The organism is Pseudomonas sp. AK181 (assembly GCF_051122975.1).
Taxonomy (GTDB): Bacteria; Pseudomonadota; Gammaproteobacteria; order Pseudomonadales; family Pseudomonadaceae; genus Aquipseudomonas; species Aquipseudomonas lactis.
Genome location: NZ_CP146348.1, coordinates 6,455,661 through 6,477,120, shown reverse-complemented (window position 1 = coordinate 6,477,120; position 21,460 = coordinate 6,455,661). Strand labels below are relative to the sequence as shown.

The 21,460-nt window shown below is 59.9% G+C and carries 19 protein-coding genes and 1 pseudogene; 13 read left to right on the top strand and 7 right to left on the bottom strand.

Annotated elements, in window-relative coordinates:
* Positions 1–39: 39 nt before the first annotated feature.
* Positions 40–969 (top strand): zinc ABC transporter substrate-binding protein ZnuA, encoded by a 930-nt coding sequence (locus V8689_RS29380; protein ID WP_056790634.1) that lies wholly within the window; start codon positions 40–42, stop codon positions 967–969.
* A gap of 107 nt (positions 970–1,076) precedes the next feature.
* Here V8689_RS29380 and V8689_RS29375 read toward each other — a convergent pair whose 3' ends face one another.
* Both V8689_RS29375 and V8689_RS29370 read right to left on the bottom strand, forming a co-directional pair.
* Positions 1,077–2,030 (bottom strand): homoserine kinase, encoded by a 954-nt coding sequence (locus tag V8689_RS29375; protein WP_056790632.1) that lies wholly within the window; start codon positions 2,028–2,030, stop codon positions 1,077–1,079.
* Positions 2,031–2,086: 56 nt separating this feature from the next.
* Positions 2,087–2,377, bottom strand: a complete 291-nt coding sequence (locus tag V8689_RS29370) for a DUF2782 domain-containing protein (RefSeq protein WP_016978788.1) — start codon at positions 2,375–2,377, stop codon at positions 2,087–2,089.
* Positions 2,378–2,451: 74 nt separating this feature from the next.
* Between V8689_RS29370 and polA the strand changes: the two genes are divergently transcribed.
* Complete coding sequence (polA, locus tag V8689_RS29365) at positions 2,452–5,247, top strand: DNA polymerase I (RefSeq protein WP_056790628.1); 2,796 nt, start codon at positions 2,452–2,454, stop codon at positions 5,245–5,247.
* Between the two features lie 271 nt (positions 5,248–5,518).
* On the opposite strand, the gene yihA is transcribed toward polA, so the two are convergent.
* Positions 5,519–6,160 carry a ribosome biogenesis GTP-binding protein YihA/YsxC gene (gene yihA / locus V8689_RS29360; RefSeq protein ID WP_003187369.1) on the bottom strand — a complete coding sequence of 214 codons (642 nt, stop codon included), beginning with the start codon at positions 6,158–6,160 and terminating at the stop codon, positions 5,519–5,521.
* Between the two features lie 192 nt (positions 6,161–6,352).
* Here yihA and V8689_RS29355 point away from each other — a divergent pair.
* From V8689_RS29355 to V8689_RS29330, 6 genes and pseudogenes are all read left to right on the top strand, one after another.
* Positions 6,353–6,560 (top strand): annotated as a pseudogene (locus V8689_RS29355) (cytochrome).
* A gap of 33 nt (positions 6,561–6,593) precedes the next feature.
* Complete coding sequence (locus tag V8689_RS29350; RefSeq protein ID WP_056790626.1) at positions 6,594–7,205, top strand: c-type cytochrome; 612 nt, start codon at positions 6,594–6,596, stop codon at positions 7,203–7,205.
* A 167-nt stretch (positions 7,206–7,372) separates the two neighbouring features.
* Positions 7,373–8,008 (top strand): thiol:disulfide interchange protein DsbA, encoded by a 636-nt coding sequence (gene dsbA / locus V8689_RS29345; protein ID WP_003187375.1) that lies wholly within the window; start codon positions 7,373–7,375, stop codon positions 8,006–8,008.
* Between the two features lie 10 nt (positions 8,009–8,018).
* Complete coding sequence (locus V8689_RS29340; protein ID WP_003187377.1) at positions 8,019–8,897, top strand: endonuclease/exonuclease/phosphatase family protein; 879 nt, start codon at positions 8,019–8,021, stop codon at positions 8,895–8,897.
* Positions 8,894–10,939: a GGDEF domain-containing protein gene (locus V8689_RS29335; protein WP_056790623.1), complete on the top strand. Its 2,046-nt coding sequence runs from the start codon at positions 8,894–8,896 to the stop codon at positions 10,937–10,939. Before V8689_RS29340 ends, V8689_RS29335 begins: the two co-directional genes overlap by 4 nt.
* An 89-nt stretch (positions 10,940–11,028) precedes the next feature.
* Entirely contained in the window at positions 11,029–11,805 is a 777-nt protein-coding gene (locus tag V8689_RS29330) for an N-acetylmuramoyl-L-alanine amidase (protein ID WP_434520668.1), read from the top strand.
* Between the two features lie 113 nt (positions 11,806–11,918).
* Here V8689_RS29330 and V8689_RS29325 read toward each other — a convergent pair whose 3' ends face one another.
* Positions 11,919–13,706, bottom strand: coding sequence for a KinB sensor domain-containing domain (locus V8689_RS29325; RefSeq protein ID WP_056790620.1), 1,788 nt, complete (start codon positions 13,704–13,706; stop codon positions 11,919–11,921).
* A gap of 10 nt (positions 13,707–13,716) precedes the next feature.
* Positions 13,717–15,063, bottom strand: a complete 1,347-nt coding sequence (algB, locus tag V8689_RS29320) for a sigma-54-dependent response regulator transcription factor AlgB (RefSeq protein WP_003187383.1) — start codon at positions 15,061–15,063, stop codon at positions 13,717–13,719.
* Between the two features lie 389 nt (positions 15,064–15,452).
* Here algB and V8689_RS29315 point away from each other — a divergent pair, with 389 nt between their 5' ends.
* The 5 genes from V8689_RS29315 (at position 15,453) to V8689_RS29295 (ending at position 19,820) form a co-directional block, all read left to right on the top strand.
* Positions 15,453–15,737 (top strand): hypothetical protein, encoded by a 285-nt coding sequence (locus tag V8689_RS29315; protein WP_056790616.1) that lies wholly within the window; start codon positions 15,453–15,455, stop codon positions 15,735–15,737.
* A 77-nt stretch (positions 15,738–15,814) separates the two neighbouring features.
* Positions 15,815–15,979 (top strand): DUF1328 domain-containing protein, encoded by a 165-nt coding sequence (locus V8689_RS29310; RefSeq protein ID WP_003187386.1) that lies wholly within the window; start codon positions 15,815–15,817, stop codon positions 15,977–15,979.
* 2 nt (positions 15,980–15,981) lie between these two features.
* The gene (locus V8689_RS29305) at positions 15,982–16,449 is read left to right on the top strand and encodes an inhibitor of vertebrate lysozyme family protein (protein ID WP_056790608.1); all 468 of its coding nucleotides are present in this window, start codon (positions 15,982–15,984) and stop codon (positions 16,447–16,449) included.
* Positions 16,450–17,161: 712 nt separating this feature from the next.
* Positions 17,162–18,493: a glutamate/aspartate:proton symporter GltP gene (gene gltP, locus V8689_RS29300; RefSeq protein ID WP_003187390.1), complete on the top strand. Its 1,332-nt coding sequence runs from the start codon at positions 17,162–17,164 to the stop codon at positions 18,491–18,493.
* A gap of 97 nt (positions 18,494–18,590) precedes the next feature.
* Entirely contained in the window at positions 18,591–19,820 is a 1,230-nt protein-coding gene (locus V8689_RS29295) for a nucleoside recognition domain-containing protein (protein WP_056790605.1), read from the top strand.
* Between the two features lie 92 nt (positions 19,821–19,912).
* Here V8689_RS29295 and V8689_RS29290 read toward each other — a convergent pair whose 3' ends face one another.
* Together V8689_RS29290 and V8689_RS29285 are read right to left on the bottom strand one after the other, a co-directional pair.
* The gene (locus V8689_RS29290; protein WP_056790603.1) at positions 19,913–20,524 is read right to left on the bottom strand and encodes an ABC-type transport auxiliary lipoprotein family protein; all 612 of its coding nucleotides are present in this window, start codon (positions 20,522–20,524) and stop codon (positions 19,913–19,915) included.
* On the bottom strand, positions 20,521–21,459 hold the full coding sequence (locus V8689_RS29285; protein ID WP_056790601.1) for an MlaD family protein: 939 nt from the start codon (positions 21,457–21,459) through the stop codon (positions 20,521–20,523). The genes V8689_RS29290 and V8689_RS29285 overlap by 4 nt, the downstream gene beginning before the upstream one ends.
* Between the last annotated feature and the right edge of the window lies 1 nt (position 21,460).

Below are 21,460 nucleotides of genomic sequence, written 5' to 3'. Positions count from 1 at the left end.
ATAGAGACGTTATTATGTTACCCGTTCCTACGCCATCGAGTGGTCATCGTGTCCCGACTTTTTCCCGTTTTTGTCGTATTTGTCACCAGTTTGTTCGTTGCGGGTGCCGCTCAGGCCGAGGTCAAGGTGCTGACGAGCATCAAGCCGTTGCAGCTGATCGCGGCTGCCGTGCAGGACGGGGTGGCTGTTCCAGAGGTATTGCTGCCGCCAGGCGCGTCGCCGCATAACTTTGCTTTGCGCCCATCCGACGTACGGCGCGTGCAGTCGGTCGACCTGCTGTACTGGATTGGGCCAGACATGGAAACGTTTTTGCCGCGTGTGCTTAAAAGCCGTACAGCGGCAACGGTGGCCGTGCAGGACCTGCCGGGCATGAAACTGCGAATTTTCGGCGAAGATAGCCATTCTCATGCCGACGAAGCCGACGAACATGACCACGATCACCGTCCAGGCAGCGTGGATGCGCACCTGTGGTTGTCGACCGTCAATGCGCGCGTGATCGCCGCACGGATGGCGGCCGACCTCAGCGCCGCCGACCCGGCCAATGCCGAGCATTATCAGAGCAATGCCAAAGCCTTCGAAGAACGCCTGAACGCGCTGGATGCGCGCCTGAAGCAGCGTTTGGCGGGTGTTGATGGCAAACCTTACTTCGTGTTCCACGAAGCCTTTGATTACTTCGAAGAGGCGTACGGCTTGAAACATGCTGGCGTGTTCAGCGTGGCCGCCGAAGTGCAGCCGGGCGCACAGCACGTAGCGGCGATGCGCGCGCGTTTGCAGGAAGTGGGCAAGACTTGCGTGTTCAGCGAGCCGCCATTGCGACCTCGCTTGGCCGAAACCCTGGTGGCCGGGTTGCCGGTGAAGCTGGCGGAATTGGATGCGTTGGGTGGCTATACCCCGGCGACGGCCCAGGGCTATGAGCAGGTGCTGGAAAAACTCGGCAATGACCTCGCCGGTTGCCTGGAGTCGCTCTAACAGGCAACACAAAACCCCTGTGGGAGCGGGCTTGCCCGCGATAGCGGTGTGTCAGTCGATACCGCTATCGCAGGCAAGCCAGCTCCCACATTGACCGAGTCGGTCTTTTAAAGCGCGAACGGTAGGTGGAGCGTGACCTGCTGACGCTGCACCAGGCGGTGCTCGAACTCAGCCGGGTCATGAATCAACACATCCTGCCCGGCAAATGACTCGGCCGCGATCAGCCGGGACAGCCAGAACCTCACGCACGCCACCCGCAGCATGGTCGGCCATAGCTCGGCTTCCTTCGCGGTAAAGGCCCGTAGCCCCGCGTAAGCGCCCAGCAACGCCTGGGCGCGGTGACCGTCAATCACGCCATCGGCATCCGAGCACCAGTCATTCAAGGCGATGGCCACGTCGTAGAGCATCGGCCCCGAACAGGCGTTGTAGAAGTCGATCAGACCCGTCAGGTGTGTGCCTTCGAACATCGCGTTATCGCGAAATAGATCGGCGTGCACATTCGCCCGCGGCAGGCCGAGGATGTCGGCCTTGTGGGTGTCGATCTCGGCCAGCGCATCGCGCAACAGGCGTTGTTGGGTCTCGTTGAGGTGCGTAATAAGCTGCGCGCCCTCGCTGAGCATCCACTCCAGGCCGCGGTCGGTCTTGCGTTCAAGTACCTTTTCGCCTTGGGTGGCCAAGTGCAGGTGGCCGAGCAGTTCGCCAACCTGGGCGCAATGCTGCGCATTGGCCTCCTTGATGTGCTTGCCCGCCAGGCGCGGTTGCAGCAAGGCCGGTTTGCCCTTGAGTTCGCGCAAAGCGATGCCGTCGGTAGTGCGCAGGGCGTACGGCACGGGCAAGTCGGCGTCGTGGAGCACGTCGAGCAGTTCGATGAAGAACGGCATTTCCGCCACCGGGCCACGCTCAACCAGGGTCAGGACGAACTCGCCCTGCTCCAGGCTGATAAAGAAATTGGTGTTTTCGCTGCCGGCGGCAATCCCCTGGAAATCAAGCAGGCGGCCGAGCCCATAAGGGGCGAGAAAGGTTTCCAGCTCGGGCCGAGCCAGGGGGGTGAACACAGACATGGTTAAAACTGCCGTTACGGGCGCTGCGGTGGGCAGCGCCGGTTAAAATTAAGAAATCATTTCCATTCGAAGATCTTCCATGACGGGATCAGCATATCCGGCTGGTCAGAGCGGATGAAGTTCGCGTCGGTGCCGTCCGCACGTACCAGAAAGTACGGTGGTGCGCCCTTCGGGGTGACCTTGATTGCGTACAGGAAGCCGTTTTGGCGGTATTCCTGGATGGTTTTGTCGCCTTCCGTGCGAATGGTAACTTCCGGATCACCTCCAGGGGCACTGTCTGCCGCCATGGCAGCCATCGGAGCGAGTGCAATCAAACCGGTCAACAGCAGGCGATTGAATGTACGCATGATAACCTTGTCCCTTTGTTTTCATTGGTCCGGCTATTCTAGCGCCTGACCCGCCGAAAAGGTTGATCCTGCTCATGAGCCAAGCGCCCCTCGTCCTGGTGGACGGTTCTTCTTATCTGTACCGCGCCTTCCACGCGCTGCCACCGCTGACCACCTCCAAAGGCCTGCCCACCGGTGCGGTCAAGGGCGTGTTGAACATGCTCAAAAGCCTGCGCAAGCAGTACCCGGACAGCCCATTTGCCGTGGTTTTCGACGCCAAGGGTGGGACTTTTCGCGATGAGATGTACGCCGAATACAAAGCCAACCGCCCGAGCATGCCCGATGACATGCGCCTGCAGATCGAGCCGCTGCATCAAAGCGTGATCGCTCTTGGCTTCCCGTTGCTGTGCGTCGAGGGCGTCGAGGCCGATGACGTGATCGGCACCCTGGCCCGCAGCAGTGCGGCCGCGAGCCGCCCGGTGGTGATCTCGACCGGTGACAAAGACATGGCGCAACTGGTGGACGGCCACATTACCTTGGTCAACACCATGACCGGTAGTTCGATGGACATCGAGGGCGTTAAGGAGAAATTCGGCGTCGCTCCGGAACAGATCATCGACTATCTGGCGTTGATGGGGGATTCATCCGACAACATTCCCGGCGTTCCGGGCATTGGCCCCAAGACCGCCTCCGGCTTGCTGGTTGGGGTCAATGGCGGCCTCAAAGAGCTTTATGAGCAGCTGGATATTGTGCCGACCCTGCCTATCCGTGGGGCCAAAACCCTGCCGGCCAAGCTGGAAGAGCATAAGGAGATGGCATTCCTGTCCTATCAGTTGGCGACGATCAAGATCGATGTGCCGCTGGATATCGGGCTGGATGACCTGCACCTGATCGAACCGGATCGCGAAAAGCTGCTTGAGCTGTACGCATTGCTGGAGTTCAAGAGTTGGTACGACGAGATCCAACGCGACACCAAGCGTGTCGAGCTGAAGGCGGCCAATGAAGTTGCGCCTGTCGCGGATGTCGCAGTGGAAGCAGTGGTATCGGTGCCCGTAGAGACGGTTTACACCACCATTCTTGACCAGGCCACGTTCGATCTGTGGCTGAAGAAGCTCAACGACGCCAAGCTGTTTGCCTTCGATACCGAAACCACCGGGATCGACGCCCAGCAGGCGCAATTGGTCGGGCTCTCGTTCGCCGTGCAGCCCCATGAGGCTGCCTACATTCCGCTGACGCACGCTTACATCGGTGCACCGGAACAACTGGACCGCGACACCGTGCTGCTGGCCTTGAAGCCGCTGCTGGAAGATCCGACCAAACTCAAGGTGGGCCAGCACGCCAAGTTCGACATGAATATCCTCGCCAACTGCGCCATTGGTGGCGACCCTACCCAGGGCATTACCGTGCGCGGCATCGCCTTCGACACCATGCTCGAATCCTACGTGCTCAACTCCACCGCGACGCGTCACGATATGGACAGTCTGGCGAAGAAGTACCTGGACCACGACACGGTCAGTTTCCAGGACATCGCCGGCAAAGGGGCCAAGCAACTCACGTTCGATCAGATCGCCCTTGAGCAAGCCGGCCCCTATGCGGCCGAAGATGCCGACGTGACCTTGCGCCTGCATCAGCACTTGTACGCGCAACTGGCCGCGATCCCGAGCCTGGCCAGTGTGCTGACGGACATCGAGATCCCGCTGGTGCCGGTGCTGGCACGCATCGAGCGCCAGGGCGCACTGGTAGACAAGGACCTGCTCGGCATCCAGAGCATCGAGCTGGGTAACAAGATGGTTGAACTGGAGCGCCAGGCGTACGAGATCGCCGGTGAAGAATTCAACCTGGGGTCGCCCAAGCAACTCGGGGCGATCCTGTACGAGAAACTCGGCATGCCGGTGTTGAAAAAAACCGGCAAAGGCCAGGCCTCCACGGCTGAAGAAGTGCTGGCCAAACTGGCCGAAGATGATTTCCCGCTGCCCAAGGTACTCATGCAGTACCGCAGCATGAGCAAGCTCAAAAGTACCTATACCGACCGCCTGCCAGAACAGATCAACCCGCGTACCGGGCGTATTCATACGTCTTACCATCAGGCCGTCGCGGCGACCGGGCGCTTGTCCTCCAGCGATCCGAACCTGCAGAACATCCCGGTGCGCACCGCCGAGGGGCGGCGCATTCGCCAGGCGTTTGTCGCGCCCAAGGGCTACAAGCTGCTGGCGGCGGACTATTCGCAGATCGAGCTGCGGATCATGGCGCATTTGTCCAAGGACGAAGGCTTGATGAACGCCTTCCGCAATGACCTGGACGTGCACACGGCCACGGCGGCCGAAGTGTTCAAGGTCGAGTTGAACGAGGTTACGTCCAACCAGCGCCGCAGCGCCAAGGCGATCAACTTCGGCCTGATCTACGGCATGGGTGCCCAGAAGCTGGGCAAGGACATTGGCGTCGATACCAAGACCGCCAAGGCTTACATCGATGTGTACTTCGCCCGCTATCCAGGGGTTCGCGAATACATGGAGCGCACCCGCGCCCAGGCGGCGGATCAGGGCTACGTCGAAACCTTCTTCGGGCGCCGCCTGTACTTGCCGGACATCAACTCCAACAAGCCTCAGGAGCGCGCGGCGGCCGAGCGCACGGCGATCAACGCGCCGATGCAGGGCACGGCGGCGGACATCATCAAGAAAGCCATGGTGCAGGTGGATAACTGGCTGACCGAGTCGGGCCTGGATGCCAAGGTTATCCTTCAAGTGCACGACGAATTGGTGCTGGAGGTGCGCGAAGACCTGGTCGCGCAGGTCAGCGAGAAGATTCGCGAGCATATGAGCGCGGCGGCGCAGTTGGACGTGCCTTTGGTGGTGGACGTAGGCGTAGGCGATAACTGGGACGAGGCGCACTGATTCTGCGGCTTCGCCATCACATTGCGCGGTGGCGAGGCGGTTTAGAGCGCAAACCGCGGTCAGTTATTTCCAATAGTTTTTTGGGCCTGTCGGAACTTAACCTGTGAACTGCCACTCAGAGTTACTGAATGGGTGGTGAAGCCCTTCAATGCTCCTATGTTGTGTTAAGTGTTGGCAGATAATTCCAGACCCCGCCCTAGCGGTCCGGAACTTGAACCCCGAACTTCCCCTCCCCAAAAGAAGTCCGGGGTTTTTTTTGCCCGCAGAAAAGTTATTCGGCGATTTCTGCGCCCTTGTCCGCCAATTCCATCCAGCCGGCCAGTACGGTGTAGGCTTCTTCCAGGCCCATGCGCTTGGGGGCGGAGAACAGCTGAATCGTGATGGTATCGCCCCAACCCTTACGGATTTCGGACTGCACTTTGAGCAAGGTGTTCTTGGCTGCACCGTAGGTGAGCTTGTCGGCCTTGGTCAGCAAAATGTGCATCGGCATGCCGCTGGCGACCGCCCAGTCGAGCATCAGCAAGTCGAAGTCGGTCATTGGATGACGGATATCCATCATCAGAATCAAACCCTTCAAACTCTCGCGACCGCCCAGGTAAGCCTCGAGGTGACGCTGCCAGTGCAGCTTCAGCGGGATAGGTACTTTTGCATAACCGTAGCCCGGCAGGTCGACCAGACGCCGATCATCGTCTAGCTTGAAGAAATTGAGTAGTTGCGTGCGGCCCGGGGTTTTCGAGGTGCGCGCCAGGCTGGCGTGGGTCAGGGTGTTCAGTGCGCTGGATTTACCGGCGTTGGAACGGCCGGCAAAGGCGACTTCAAAGCCCTCGTCATCGGGGCATTGGTCCACTTTGGCGGCGCTGAGCATGAAGGTGGACTGTTGGCACAGGCCGAGGATGGGGTTCTTGAGTTGCATGAGATTTCCGATGTGGGCGGTGCCGAGAAAGGGTGCGGCAAGCGGTGTCGTTTCCGTTTCAGTAGCGCCAGTATATAATGCCGCAGATTTTGTGTGTGCTTTGTCCCAGCGAAGGATGAAGTTCACGGGAGCGAAAGACCTTTATTGCGCATTAGAACGCAAAACGCTCTCAAACCCTGAAAAGGTCGATGTATGGACCGACGGTTGCTCGCTTCTGCTGCCCTGATTCCGCTTTACGGCGCTCAGGCTACACAGGATCAACCGAGTTTGCATGGTCAGGCTGACGCAGCACGTGACCCAGGGTTTCAAGGCAATGCCGCCGCGTGGTTTGTGCATGGACTGCAGTACTGAGGATTACCAGGCCGTCGCTGATGTGATGGTGAGTAAACCCGGTAGATAACTCTTAAACCCTTAGCCGTAGTTGGATTAGCTGATGAACAAACTGATCGTGAGTCTGCTGTTGACCTTGGGCATCACCAGTGTTGCCCATGCTGCAGGCGACGCTACAGCGGGCCAGGCGAAAGCCGCCGTGTGTGGTGCTTGCCACGGACCGGATGGTAACAGCCCGGCGCCGAATTTCCCCAAGCTGGCCGGCCAGGGTGAGCGTTACCTGACCAAGCAGATGCAGGATATCAAGAGCGGCAAGCGCACGGTGCTGGAAATGACCGGCCTGCTCACCAATCTCAGCGATCAGGACCTGGCGGATATCGCGGCGTATTTTGCCAGCCAGAAGGGTAGCGTGGGAGCTGCCGATCCTAAATTGGTCGCCCGTGGAGAGCAGTTGTTCCGTGGCGGTAACCTGGAAAAAGGCTTGCCTGCCTGCACCGGTTGCCACTCGCCCAATGGCGCAGGAAATGCTACCGCAGGCTTCCCGCACCTGAGCGGCCAGCACGCCACCTACATCGCCAAGCAGTTGACCGACTTTCGCAAAGAAGAAGCCGGCCGGGCCAACGATGGCGACGCGATGACCATGCGCACCATCGCTCGCAAGCTGAGCGACGAAGACATCGCAGCCCTCTCCAGTTATATCCAGGGCCTGCACTGACCTGGCCGGGCGTTAACGCTCGATTAATCCCGCGATGCAAGCATAAAAAGGGTGGCTCAGGCCGCCCTTTTTTGTGGCCGCTGCCGTTACACTAACGAACTCATGTCCGCGTAGACCTGTCACAACAAAGGTCGCGTGAGGCGACTTTATTTGTCCAGGAGTAAAGCATGCGTAATCTGATCCTCAGCGCCGCTCTCGTCACTGCCAGCCTCTTCGGCATGACCGCACAAGCTGCCGATGTGCCGCTTGAAGCCGGTAAAACCTATGTTGAGCTGGCTAACCCGGTTCCCGTTGCAGTACCGGGCAAGATCGAAGTGGTGGAGCTGTTCTGGTACGGCTGCCCGCATTGCTACGCCTTCGAGCCGACTATCAACCCATGGGCTGAAAAGCTGCCCAAGGACGTTAACTTCCGTCGCATTCCCGCCATGTTCGGTGGCCCATGGGACGCCCACGGCCAACTGTTCCTGACCCTGGAAGCCATGGGTGTTGAGCACAAGGTCCACAACGCCGTCTTCGAAGCGATCCAGAAACAAGGCAAGCGCCTGACCAAGCCGGACGAAATGGCTGACTTCGTTGCCACTCAGGGTGTCGACAAGGACAAGTTCCTGGCGACCTTCAACTCCTTCGCTATCCAGGGCCAGATCAAACAGGCCAAGGAACTCGCGCAGAAGTACGGCGTGCAAGGCGTTCCAACCCTGATCGTCAACGGCAAATACCGTTTCGACCTGGGCAGCACCGGTGGTCCTGAAGCGACCCTGAACGTTGCTGACCAACTGATTGCCAAAGAACGCGCTGCCAAGTAAGGGGCTCGCCATGCGCCGCTGGGGTACCGAGCGTGTCGTTGGCCTGCATGAACCGCAGGTCAACGAGCATCACCTGGAGTCCACAGGCCTGCCGGCAGACAGCCGCTTGCGCCTGCTCAGCTTCAATATCCAGGTGGGCAACAGTACCGAGAAGTATCGGCACTACCTCACGCGTGGCTGGCAGCATCTGCTGCCCCACAAGGGGCGTACCGGTAACTTGCAGAAAATCGGCGACCTGCTCAGCGACTTCGACTTGGTCGCCCTGCAGGAAGCCGACGGTGGCAGCCTGCGCTCCGGCTATATCAACCAGGTGGAACACCTGGCTCAGTTGGGAGCTTTTCCGTACTGGTATCAGCAACTCAACCGTAATCTAGGGCGCCTGGCACAGCACAGCAACGGCGTGCTCAGCCGTCTCAAACCCACTGCCATTGAAGATCACCCGTTGCCAGGCCCCAAAGGGCGCGGGGCGATCCTTGTGCGTTTTGGCGAAGGCCCGGAAGCCTTGGTGGTGGTGATGATGCACCTGGCTCTCGGGGGGCGTACGCGCAACCTGCAGTTGGCCTACGTGCGTGAATTGATTGGTAACTACAAGCACCAGGTGCTCATGGGTGACATGAACACCCATGCCAACGACCTGCTGCAGAATTCTCCGCTGCGCGACCTGGGGTTACTGGCCCCGCAAGTCGAAGCCACGTTTCCCAGCTGGCGCCCGCAGCGCTGTCTTGACCATATCCTGCTCAGCCCAAGCCTCACACTGGAAAGTGTGCAGGTGCTGGCGCAGCCCATTTCCGATCACCTGCCGGTCGCGGTAGAGATTCGTCTGCCGGGTTCGCTCACGGCTGATGCATTACCCGCGTTGAGCCCAGGCCCTCGCGGACCCCTTGCATGAGCGACGACGCCCAGCGCTGGAAAGAGAAGTACCTCCAGAGCATCGAGCAACAAGACAAACTCGAACGCCGCTGGGCTGCCCGCCTCGATTTGCTGCGCCGCGGGCTGGTGCGCAGCACGCTGGCCGCCGAAGGCACCGACCGCGCCGTCGATCAATGCATGAAGGAAATGCGCGATGTCGTGCGCACGGACGACATGGACGCTGCCCTCGCCGCTTTACTGCCGCGTCTGGAAAAGGCCGTGCTGGATTCGGAGCAGCGCCGCGAAACCCGCGTCGATCAGATGAGCGCCGCGCTCACCGCCTTGGTCACCCAGTTGCAAAAGCTGCCGCTGCCCCGCGAGGTGGCTCGCCCGCTGAAAACCTTCGCCAAGCAACTCGATGGTCGCGTGGCGCAAGCGCGGGAGATACCCCTGCTACTCAGTGAGCTGAGCAGCCTGCAGGGGCAGGCGCTGAATAATCTGGAGCCTGATGGCGAAACTGCACGCCCAGGCCCGGGCCTGTTGCAGCGCCTGTTCGGCAGTAAAGAAGCCGCCAGCGAAGCGCTTGCGGTTGATGCCGAGCCACTGCCGGCAGCGCAATCGGCAGCGCCCAAACCCGCAGCGCCCAAGCCCGTGCCCGAACCGGAAGAACCTGCGCAATCAGAAGAATTGACCCAAGCCTTGCGTGCTTTTGCACCGTTGCCACCCTTGAAGCCTGTGCCTGTTGCAGCGGCCGAAGTGCAAGAGGTCGCCAGCGAAACGCCGGTATTCGACGCTCCAGAGCCGTCATCGATTGCGCCTGCGCAATTATCTGAACCCGACGTGCAGGCGCCACCGGTTGCGGAACCTGCTCACGAAAGCGCACTCGCCGCCTTTATCGAGCCGCCGCCGGTTCCAGTTGAGACGCCGGATGAGACCACTATCGGCAGCTTGTCATTGCCCCCCGTGCTGGAAAGCCCCGAGCCTGACGAGCTACAACCGGACGGCACCTACGCCCTGCCCGATTCGCCTGAACCGTCCTACAGCTCGGTGGCCAAGCACATTGAAGGCACTTTGCTCGGCCTGCTGGAAGATCTTTCCCTGCCCGAACGTCACCAACCCCAGGCCGAGGCAATGCGTGAGCGTCTCGCCCACGGCTTGAACTGGTACGAACTGCTGCCGATCCTCGATGACCTGGCGGTGCTGATGCTGGCGATCACCGACAGTGGCCAGCATGAGTTCGAGGCTTATCTCAAGCAGCTCAACGAGCGTCTCGAGGCATTCCAGGGCCATCTGCAGGTCGCCAGCGAGGGCCACGCCGATAGCAGCCTGGCTGCGCGGGAACTGGACACACAGATTCGTGAGCAGGTCGACGGCCTGCAAAGCAGCGTGCAGGACGCCGCCGACCTGGACAGCCTCAAGCAGGTGCTCGAAAGCCACCTTGAAGGCTTGCTCGGCACCATGGACGAACACCAGCAGCAGCGTGACCTGCGCGAACAGGAAGTGGCCGCACGCCTAAAAGGCCTGGCTGAACGCGTGGCCCATATGGAGCAGGAGGCCCAGGGCTACCGCGAGCACCTGGAGGTGCAGCGCCAGAAGGCCTTGATCGATCCGCTCACCGGCTTGCCCAACCGTGCGGCCTGGAGCGAACGCCTCGATTACGAAGTCAACGCCTGGCATCAGCGCGGTAACAGCCTGTCGCTGGCCATGCTCGACCTGGACCACTTCAAGCGCATCAACGACGGCTACGGTCACCTGGCAGGGGACAAAGTCTTGAAGATCATCGCCAATGTGCTGAGCAAACGCCTGCGGCCGACGGACTTCATTGCACGTTTTGGTGGCGAAGAGTTTGTGCTGCTAATGCCCGACTCAGCCTTGGCGGATGCGTTGGCCGTAGGTGAAGTATTGCGTGAGGCCATTGCCGCGTGCCCGTTCCACTTCAAGGGTGAGCCGGTAACGATCACGGTGTCCATGGGCGTGGCGCAGTTTCAACCCGGCGAGCGCAGTGACCTGGCGCTCAAGCGTGCCGACGAGGCGCTCTACAGGGCGAAGGCCGCGGGGCGTAATCAGGTGCAGGCGGCATAAAAGATGTTCCATTTTGTAATTTGACCGCCTGGCCGTGAGTCGTACGTTACACTGTTGCATTATCGTCTTTCAGTGTACTGCCTCTCGCCATGAAATCCTTGTATATCGCTTTAGCGTTTCTTCTGCTCGCCGGCTGCGCCAGTGGCCCGCGCCTCAACACCAGCCATCCTTCGGTTAACCACGACAACCGCGTGCAGTTCGTTGTGGTGCATTACACCTCGACCAATCTTGAGCGTTCCCTGACGCTGTTGACCCATGGCCAGGTCAGCAGCCATTACCTGATCGGCGACGACGCCTCCGGCACCATCTACAAGCTGGTGGATGAAAGCCAGCGCGCCTGGCACGCGGGGGAAAGCGAGTGGATGGGGCGCACCTGGCTCAATTCCAGCTCCATCGGTATCGAGATCGTCAACCCAGGGTTCAGCGATACGCCGACGGGGCGTGTGTGGTACCCGTATTCCGAAGCGCAGGTGCAGTCGCTGATCGTGCTGCTCAAGGACATCAGCAAGCGTAACGGCATCGACCCCAAGAACATCATCGGGCACAGCGATATCGCCCCGCTGCGCAAGCTGGACCCAGGCCCGTTGTTCCCTTGGAAGCGCTTGGCGGCAGAAGGTCTGGCCGTGTGGCCGGATGCCCAGGCAGTGGCCCGGTTTCAGGTGCAGTACGCCGCGCAGTTGCCGAGCATTACCTGGTTCCAGGAAGAACTGGCGCGCCTGGGCTACCAGACGCCGCAGACCGGTGAGCTGGATGTGGCCACGCGGCACGTCATCGCCGCGTTCCAGATGCGCTTTCGCCCTTCATTGTTTGACGGCACCCCGGATGCTGAAAGCGCCGCAATCCTGAGGGCCTTGAATCACCGCTGATGGTGTAAAAATAATAATGTAGGAGCGAGCTTGCTCGCGAAGAACGCATAGACGACGCGGGCTGCCTGACAGCACAGCGTTATCGTTGACGTTTTTCGCGAGCAAGCTCGCTCCTACAGAGGCAATGCCATATAGAACTGCGTACCCTGCCCCGGCCGTGAGTACACGCCCATGCGGCCGCCGTGCAATTGCACGATCTCCTTGCACAGTGCCAACCCCAGGCCCGCACCACCTTTCTTGCGGCCCACCTGCACAAAGGGTTCGAAGATCCGCCCTTGCTGGCCGTAGGCAATGCCTTCGCCGTTATCTTCGACGCTGATAATCACCCGCTCGCCATGCCGTCGTGCCTGCAGACGAATCTGCCCGCCTTCGGCGGTGTGGCGCAGGGCATTGCCCAGCAGGTTGTCGAGCACCCGCTCCAGTTGCACCTGGTCGGCATATAGCCGTGGCAACTCAGGTTGGGCTTCCACCAGCAACTCAATGTGCTGGGCGTTCGCAAGCTCAGCAAATCGGGCCCGTGCGTGCTCCAGCAAGTCGGTGACATCGCACGTGCCCAGGGTGAGTTTTTGCAGGCCGTTCTGGTAGCGCGAGAAGTTGAGCAGGTCGTTGATCAACTGCATCAGGCGCTGCATCTCTTCATTGACGGTATCCAGCAGGTCCGCCTCGCGGGACTCCGGTGGGAACTTGGCCCGTTCACGGAACAAGCCGAAGGCCATGTGCATGCCGGTAACCGGCGTGCGCAGCTCATGGGAGGCGCGCAACACGAACTCGCTGCGCACCCGCTCGAAGGCGCGCTGTTCAGTCACATCATGCAGCACCATCACGGCCCCGAGAATATGCCCCTGGGTATGGCTGACCGGGGTCAGGCTGTAGGTCAGCAGGCGCAATTCGCCCTCGACTTCCACCTCCAGATCATCCGGGGCCCGCTCCAGGTTGCCGCCGCGCAGCACCAGTTGCAGCTGTTCATCCATTTCTGCGCGACCCATGGCTTCGCCAAGGCCTTGGCCGAGCCGCTCCTCATCCCAGCCCAATTGGCGCTGCGCCACAGGGTTGAGGTGCTCCAGGCAGCCTTGGCGATCAATCATTAACAGGCCGTCATCGATACTGTCGAGCACCGCTTGCAGGCGCTGTTGGCCGGCCAGCAGCTCATCGATGTTAGTGGCCTGATGTTGGCGCAACGCTTCGGCCATGATGCCGAAGCGGCGGGTCAGCAGGTTCATTTCCGCAGCGGAGGAGATCGGCAGGGTGACTTCAAAATCGCCCTGCCCGATCTTGTCGGCGGCCTTGGCCAGGGCCTCGATGGGGCCGCCGAAACGCCGGGCGATGCCATGGGCCGTGACGAAACCGATGATCAGCACCGCGAGCCCTACCAGCCCGAGCAGGCCGGCAATCAACAACGCGCGCTCGCGGGATTTATGCTCGCTGGTACTGATATTTTCCAGCGCCCGCTTGTGATCGGCGATCAGGCCGTTGCGCAATATGTTGAAGGTTTCAGTCAGCTTTTCTTTGCTGCCTGCGGGCGGTGAAGCCTGTTGGGATTGGTCAAACGCTTCCAGCAGCTTCTGGTAATCGGAGCGTGCCTGGCTGAAGCCATGGTTTGTGCCGTCGACCTGCTCATGGGCGATGCCTTGGTCCAACAAGTCGAAATAATGTTGCTTGGAGGCTTGCAGGGCGTCCGGGTCAGGACGCTTCTCCAGCATCATGATCAACTGGTCGCCCAGGCTCTGACGCAACTTGAGCCCCAGGTCCAGGGTGATGAAGTTACTGCGGATCAGCGATTCCTGGGTCTTGGCCATTTGCATGACACTGACCAAGCCCAGGATCAACCCCAGCAATGCCACGGTGATCAGCGCTGAGATGCTCAGGAATAACCGGGTGCGCAGTTTCATCGCGAGCTTCATAAGGTCCTGTTCAAAGGTTGTACTGCTTGCGTTTGCGGTACAGCGTCGACGCATCGATGCCGAGTGTGCGGGCCGCTTGGTCCAGGGTGTCGCTGGTCGCAAGTACGGCGCCGATATGGGCTTTTTCCAGCTCATCCAGGCTCAAAGCCGCGCCGATACGCGGTGCATTGTTGGCCGGTTGCTCGGCCATCCCCAGGTGGCTGATCTCCACCTTCTCCTGAGGGCAGATAATGCTGGCGCGTTCCACCACGTTACGCAGTTCGCGGATATTGCCGGGCCAGCGATAGTTGAGTAGCGCTTCGCGGGCATTATCGCTGAAGCCGCGTGCCGGGCGTGCGTATTCCTTGACGAAGCGGGCGAGGAAGCGGTCGGCCAGGGTCAGGATGTCTTCACTGCGTTCGCGCAGCGGCGGCAAGTGCAAGGTGATGACATTCAGGCGGTAGAGCAAGTCTTCACGGAAGCGGCCATCGCGCACCATGTCTTCCAGGTTCAGGTTGGTGGCTGCAAGGATGCGCACGTCAGCGCGGCGGGTGACCGGGTCGCCCACCCGCTCATACTCTTTATCTTGAATAAACCGTAGTAACTTGGGTTGCAACGTGAGGGGGAAATCGCCGATCTCGTCGAGAAACAGCGTACCGCCGTCCGCCTGGTTCACTCGGCCCAAGGTGCTTTCGCTGGCGCCGGTGAACGCGCCGCGGCTGTGGCCGAACAGTTCGCTTTCCATCAGTTCGGCAGTCAAAGACGGGCAGTTGATGGTCACGCAGGACTTCTTCGAGCGTTTGCTCCAGCCGTGTATCGCCCTGGCCAGCTCACCTTTACCGGTACCGGACTCGCCGAGGATCAAGATGTTGGCATCCGTCCCGGCCACCTGCCGCGCGGTTTCCAACACCACCATCATTGCCGGGCTATGGGAGTCCAGGCCGTCTTTAGGCTGGCGCACTTCGCCTTCCAGCGCTTCCAGCCGCGCCGAGAGCTGACGCACTTCCAGTTGCTTGGCGGTGGCCAGGCGCAGTTGGTCTGGGCTGCAAGGTTTGACCAGGTAGTCGGCGGCGCCGGCCTGGATGGCGTCCACGGCGGTATCCACGGCCGAATGAGCGGTCACAATCACCACGCGCATCCAGGGTGCCTGTACCCGCATCTGGGCCAGCACGTCCAGGCCATTGTCCTCGCCCAGGCGCAGGTCGAGGAAGCAAAGGTCGAACACCTGACGCTGCATCAGCGCGTCGGCCTGGGCGGCACTGTTCGCGGTGGCGACGGTATAGCCTTCGTCTTCCAGGCAATAGCGGAAGGTGCGCAGGATCGCAGATTCGTCATCCACTAAAAGAATGCGGCCTTGAAGTTCCTTGGCTGATTCCATCTGTCCCGCACTCCTTAACTATAAATGTGATGGTGTTTAGTCCCGGAATAATCGGGCAAGTTGCATGGTTTATTCTGATTCATAAAAGGCTTCTTCGTGCAGCTATCTGCGCGCCTTCCTACAGACGTCGTCTGAGCGCATTTTCCCTCCCGTTCGCCCTTCGATCCTTCGATGTGTGCGCTGGGTGTCTGGTTCCGACCACTTGCCATCGTGCATTTCGCACGGCCTGCACGCAGGCATCGTGCAGGATGCTAGGCGATGATTCTTTCGAGCAAGTATAACTCTTTGATTTTATTGAGTTTTATTTTGCAATAAAGCTGGCATGCACTCTGCAATATCTCTCCCAAGAGCGTCATGAACGAATAATCAGAATGCGGGAGCAATGCAGTATGACTCGCCAAAGCCTCAGCCAATTGCGTGTATCGCCGCTGCGCCTGCAGCAGGGCCTGTTTGCCAGCCTGGCCTTGATGGTCACGTTGATCGCCGGCCATCAGTTGCAGCATTGGCAAGAGCGCGCGCAGCCAGCCCCGCACTTTGAACGTCCTGCCATGACCCAGACTCATTTCCGTTCCATTGGCAGCGCCAGCGCCGATGTGACTGCCCCGCAATTGAGCCTGGTAGATCAGGGTTCCACCCTGGACGAACTACCGGCCCATGACCGTTGGGTGTTCTAGGCAAAAAACGTCGCTTGTGTTGAGCGGCTGCATGGCATTACCGCTGTTACCCCTATAGAAGCATAAGGAGAATCACCATGTTGAGTTGGGCAATCACATTTCTGATCATCGCCATTGTGGCTGCAGTCCTGGGCTTCGGTGGTATCGCTGGCACCGCCACCGGCATCGCCAAGATCCTGTTTGTGGTCTTCCTGGTGATGTTCATCGCTTCGTTCTTCTTTGGTCGCAAAGGCCGAGGTTGAATATGGCCAACCTGCCTTTTAAAGCCCTTGCTGCCGCCCTGCTGTTGGGCGGCAGCGGCCTGGCCTTGGCTGCCAATGACGGCCAGGCGCGGGCTAACGAATTGCTCAGTGCGGATGCGCAGTACCGTGAAACCTGGCAAGACGTGGTGAAGAAAGAGGAGCGCCTGCCCGAATGGGTGATGAACCTGTCGGGCACGGCCGAGCAAATGAATGCCGTTGAGGAAGATGGCGACAAGTACTTGGTCGGGCCGCTCTGCGAAACTGCAGACACCTGCCTGAACAAGCGCCTGATTGTTGCTTTCAGCTTCGACAAGGAAGATGCCTACGCCATGTTGGTGGAAGTCCCGGCCGGTTTGCCGGCGGACAAGTCCCCGACGCGGCACGCCGATTACCGTTTTATCGGTAAGCCGGACGAGGGTATGCAAAAGCTGCTGATGGAGCAGCTCAAGAAAGATCCGAATTGGTACTAGGTTCCGTCTGACGGAGCCGGCGTCCATAGAAAGAAGCCCTTGTGCTTCTTTCTGTTTGCATCGCTCCTTGAACGATGCATGACCAGGGGGCCGGGTTGCTCTGATCGATCAGGATCGGCGTGACCTACGGGTACAGGGAGTGCCTGCGAAAGGGCCGGGTCAGGCGAAAAGCTGCGACGCAAGTTCACAAGACCTCAAGCTTGCTGAACTTGCGGCGGGCTTATGACTCTCATGCCCGCACTTCATGCCGCCCATAGCCGCAGTTTTGCTTTTTGCCTCTGGCTAACCATTACCGGGTATGTCGGCGTGACCATCTATCGAGAATTTTTCATCTGCGCTATAGGATCTTTCTGGCGCTAGGTGATGGATTTCTCAGACATTTCTGCCTATCCATTCAAGTCGTCCAGTATCTCTGCGCGAGCCTGATTTGGCTGCTTAACGGCATATTCACCCGCTCGAATGGCGGATACGAACTGACCGTTTGGACAAATATTTTCAAAAAAAGCCATGCCGATTCGGCATAGGGTAGGCGTTTACGGCATTAGACGTCGCTCCCTTGCATGGGAATAGTTGCGCCTTTTTTCGCCTGCCAGTAAGCCATTTCGGCCACGCTGCGGTGACCTTCCATGGAGGCAGATGCACACACTTTTTCGCTTTCGAGCGTTGCAGCTGGCGCATTTGCCGTAAGTCCACTTGAAGCAAGGGTAATGACATGAAGAAGGCAAAGCTAAGCCTCGCCTGGCAGATCCTCATCGGTTTGGTACTGGGGATCGCAATCGGTGCAGTGCTCAACCATTTCAGTGCTGAAAAGGCCTGGTGGATCAGCAATGTGTTGCAGCCGGCGGGCGATATCTTTATCCGCCTGATCAAGATGATCGTGATCCCGATTGTGATTTCTTCGCTGATCGTCGGTATTGCCGGTGTAGGCGACGCGAAAAAGCTCGGTCGTATCGGCGTCAAAACCATTCTTTACTTCGAAATCGTCACCACCATCGCCATCGTGGTGGGCCTGTTGCTCGCCAACCTGTTCCACCCAGGCGCTGGCATCGACATGAGTACTCTGGGTACCGTCGATATCTCCAAGTACCAGGCGACTGCTGCCGAAGTGCAGCATGAACATGCGTTCATCGAGACCATCCTCAACCTGATCCCCTCGAATATCTTCGCCGCTGTTGCCCGTGGCGAGATGCTGCCGATCATCTTCTTCTCGGTGCTGTTCGGCCTGGGCCTGTCGAGCCTCAAGCCTGAGCTGCGCGAGCCGCTGGTGACCATGTTCCAGGGCGTGTCCGAGAGCATGTTCAAAGTCACCCACATGATCATGAAGTACGCGCCTATCGGTGTATTCGCGCTGATCGCGGTGACGGTGGCCAACTTCGGCTTCGCCTCGCTGCTGCCGCTGGCCAAGCTGGTGATTCTGGTTTACGTGGCGATCCTGTTCTTCGCCTTCGCGGTCCTGGGTTTGATCGCACGCCTGTTCGGCTTCTCGATCCTCAAGCTGATCCGCATCTTCAAGGATGAGTTGGTCTTGGCTTACTCCACCGCCAGCTCCGAAACCGTGCTGCCGCGTGTGATCGAAAAGATGGAAGCCTACGGCGCGCCGAAAGCGATCTGCAGCTTCGTGGTGCCGACCGGTTATTCGTTCAACCTCGACGGTTCGACCCTGTATCAGAGCATTGCGGCCATCTTCATTGCCCAGCTGTATGGCATCGACCTGTCGATCGGCCAGCAACTGATGCTGGTACTGACCCTGATGGTGACCTCCAAAGGTATCGCCGGCGTGCCGGGCGTGTCCTTCGTGGTATTGCTGGCGACGCTGGGCAGCGTGGGCATCCCGTTGGAAGGCTTGGCGTTTATCGCCGGTGTCGACCGTGTGATGGACATGGCGCGTACCGCCCTGAACGTGATCGGCAACGCCTTGGCCGTACTGGTTATCTCTCGTTGGGAAGGCATGTACGACGACGCCAAGGGCGAGCGCTACTGGAATTCCCTGCCGCACTGGCGCAGCAAGGAAGCCCTGCCTACGGCACAAGCCACCCGTAGCTGATTGCAGATTGATCGAAAACAAACCCCGGAGAATTCCGGGGTTTGTCGTTTCTGCCAGCCCCGTTATCATTCGCCCCATCTTTCGGGGGACTTATCTGATGCTCAATGGCCTGTGGCTTGGCTTCTTTGTCGTGGCAATGGTGTCAGCGCTGGCGCAATGGCTGGTGGGCGGTAACGCCTTGATCTTCGCGGCGATGGTCGAAAGTATTTTCGCCATGGCCAAATTGTCGGTGGAAGTCATGGTGCTGCTCTTCGGTACCCTGACGTTATGGCTGGGCTTTCTGCGAATTGCCGAAAAAGCCGGGATCGTCGATTGGCTGGCCAAGGCCCTCGGCCCGCTGTTTCGCCGCCTGATGCCAGAGGTGCCCGCCGGGCACCCCGCGATCGGTTTGATCACCCTCAACTTTGCCGCCAACGGCCTGGGCCTGGACAACGCCGCCACGCCCATCGGCCTGAAAGCCATGAAGGCGCTACAAGAGCTCAACCCCATTCCCAATACGGCGACCAACGCTCAGATCCTGTTTCTGGTGCTCAACGCGTCCTCGCTGACGCTGTTGCCGGTGACTATCTTCATGTACCGCGCCCAGCAAGGCGCCGCGGACCCGACGCTGGTGTTCCTGCCGATCCTGCTGGCCACCAGTGCGTCGACGCTGGTGGGCCTGCTGTCGGTGGCAGTCATGCAGCGCCTGCGGCTGTGGGACCCGGTGGTGCTGGCCTATCTGATCCCCGGCGCGTTGGTGCTGGGGGGCTTCATGGCGCTACTGGCGACCCTGTCCGCCACGGCGCTGGCTGGTTTGTCGTCGATCCTGGGCAACCTCACGCTGTTTGGGCTGATCATGCTGTTCCTGGTGATCGGCGCGTTGCGCAAGGTCAAGGTGTACGAGGCCTTTGTGGAAGGCGCCAAGGAAGGCTTCGACGTGGCCAAGAACCTCTTGCCGTATCTGGTGGCGATGCTGTGCGCGGTTGGCGTGTTGCGTGCCTCCGGGGCCTTGGAGTTCGGCCTGGAAGGGATTCGCCATGTGGTGGCCTGGACGGGCCTGGATACGCGCTTTGTCGACGCGCTGCCGACCGCGATGGTCAAGCCGTTCTCCGGCAGTGCCGCGCGGGCGATGCTGATCGAGACCATGCAGACCCAGGGTGTGGACAGCTTCCCGGCGTTGGTGGCGGCGACGATTCAGGGCAGTACGGAAACCACGTTTTATGTGTTGGCGGTGTACTTTGGCTCGGTAGGCATCCAACGGGCGCGACATGCGGTGGGGTGTGCGTTGTTCGCGGAGTTTGCTGGCGTAGTGGCGGCTATTTCGGTGTGCTATTGGTTCTTCGGTTAAGGCCACAATCGCTATCGCAGGCAAGCCAGCTCCCACAGTTTGATGTGTGAACACAGTCAAATGTGGGAGCTGGCTTGCCTGCGATGAGGCCTTCAAGGTTTCAGAGCGGTGTTGCCCTGACTCACTACCCAATCCACCACCTGCTTATTCAACTGATCCCCGGCCTGGCCAAAAGCAGCCACCACCGCTGGCACCTTGGCGTCATTCACCGGCTGCCTCACTTCAAACCGCCGGCTGGCGATGATTCTTTGATCACGCCCACGCACCAATCGCGCGTCGAGACGAATCACCACCTCCACCGCCTTGCCCCGATACTCGCTCTGAAACGCCTGCAACTGCCCGCCCAGCTCATAGTCGGCTTGCAGGTTGGTCTCGTCAGTGCTCAACAATGTCACGCGCCCGTCGCGCTGGAAGCCATCCAGCAGGCGATTACGCAGCAGCACCGGCGCCGGGTCGCTCCAGCGTGAGTTCGCGTAGTTGCTGATCAAGTTGCCATCTGGCACCACGGCGATGCGCGGGCTGTCGAGAAACTCGCTGGTCTGCGGCTTGGTCACGCGCAGCGACCAATTCACCGGCGTGCCTTGAATGGTCGGTTGAGCGGACGCCAGCCGGTACACGTCCGACGGGTCCGGCTTGGGCAGGATCGAGCACGCGCTGACCAGTGCCAGAGCCATAGGGACGATCATGTGGTAAGCACGCTTCATGGCGTGAACTCCTTGTTCTTGTCGCTGCCCAGCAAGTAACCACTGGGGTTGGCTTCCAGGCGGCGGGAGATGGCACGCAGCGAGCCAAGGGTTTCACGCAACTCGCGCACGGCTGGCGCCAGTTCGTTGAGGCCCTGCATGCCGCTGTTCACCGAGTCCTGGTTATTGGTCAGCAAGGTATTGATGGTGGCGGTGCTTTGCTCCAGGGATTTCATCGCCTGCTCGGCGCTGCCGAAGGCTTGCTTGCCTTGTTCGCTGAGCAAGCCATTGGCGTTGCGCATCAATACGGTGGTTTGCTCCAGCGCCGCGCCGGCCTGTTTGCTCACCTGCATCAATTGCTGCATCACCACCTTGATGTCGCCGCGTTGTTCGGCAATGGCGCCGGTGGTTTGTTGCAGGTTGTCCAGGGTGTTGCTCAGGCGTTCGACGTTTTCCCGCGAGAACAGGTGGTTGGCGTTGTGCAGCAGCAGGTTGACGCTGGTCATCAGGTCGTTGCTGTTATTGAGCAGACGCGCGATAGGCGATGGCGATGCGATGATTTCCGGCAGGTTACCGTCCTTGCCCTTGAGCTCCGGGCTCTGCGGGGTGCCGCCACTGAGCTGGATGATCGAGGTGCCGGTGATACCGGTCAGGGCCAGTTTGGCCTGGGTGTCTTCCTTGATCGGCGTTTGCCCGGCCAGGCGGATGCGAGCCAGGACGCGGCGTGGGTCTTTGGGGTCCAGACGCAGGCTGATGACATCGCCCACCTTGATGCCGCTGTACTGCACCGCACTGCCCTGGGACAGGCCGCTGACCGCCTCGTTGAAGATCACTTCGTAATCCTGGAAGGCGGTATCGACGCTGGATTTGGCCAGCCACAGGCCAAACAGCATCGCGCCGACCACCACAATTACGCTGAACAGTCCGATCATCACATGATGGGCTCGGGTTTCCATG